This window comes from Paraclostridium sp. AKS73 (assembly GCF_025671395.1).
Classification (GTDB): Bacteria; Bacillota; Clostridia; order Peptostreptococcales; family Peptostreptococcaceae; genus Paraclostridium; species Paraclostridium benzoelyticum.
In genome coordinates this window covers 1-226 of sequence record NZ_JAIXHU010000106.1, presented here as the reverse complement: position 1 = coordinate 226, position 226 = coordinate 1, and the positions used below count along the sequence as shown (strand labels likewise).

Here is a 226-nt window from a genome sequence, read left to right as displayed (position 1 = left end):
AATGTTATTCAGTTTTTAGAGTACTAACTCAAAATATATGCGGGTGTAGCTCAATGGTAGAGTTCCGGCCTTCCAAGCCGGCTGTGAGGGTTCGATCCCCTTCACCCGCTCCAAATAAAGATTATGTGGTTATTATAGCAAAGAGGATACACCTGTTCCCATTCCGAACACAGAAGTTAAGCTCTTTAGCGCCGATGGTACTTGGTGGGAAGCTGCCTGGGAGAGT

The 226-nt window shown here is 46.0% G+C and carries 1 tRNA gene and 1 rRNA gene; both read left to right on the top strand.

What is annotated here, in order from left to right:
• Positions 1–39 precede the first annotated feature (39 nt).
• Positions 40–113, top strand: a tRNA-Gly gene (locus LEQ07_RS19910).
• An 11-nt stretch (positions 114–124) separates the two neighbouring features.
• Positions 125–226: ribosomal RNA gene (gene rrf, locus LEQ07_RS19905) — 5S ribosomal RNA — on the top strand; the annotation flags it as partial.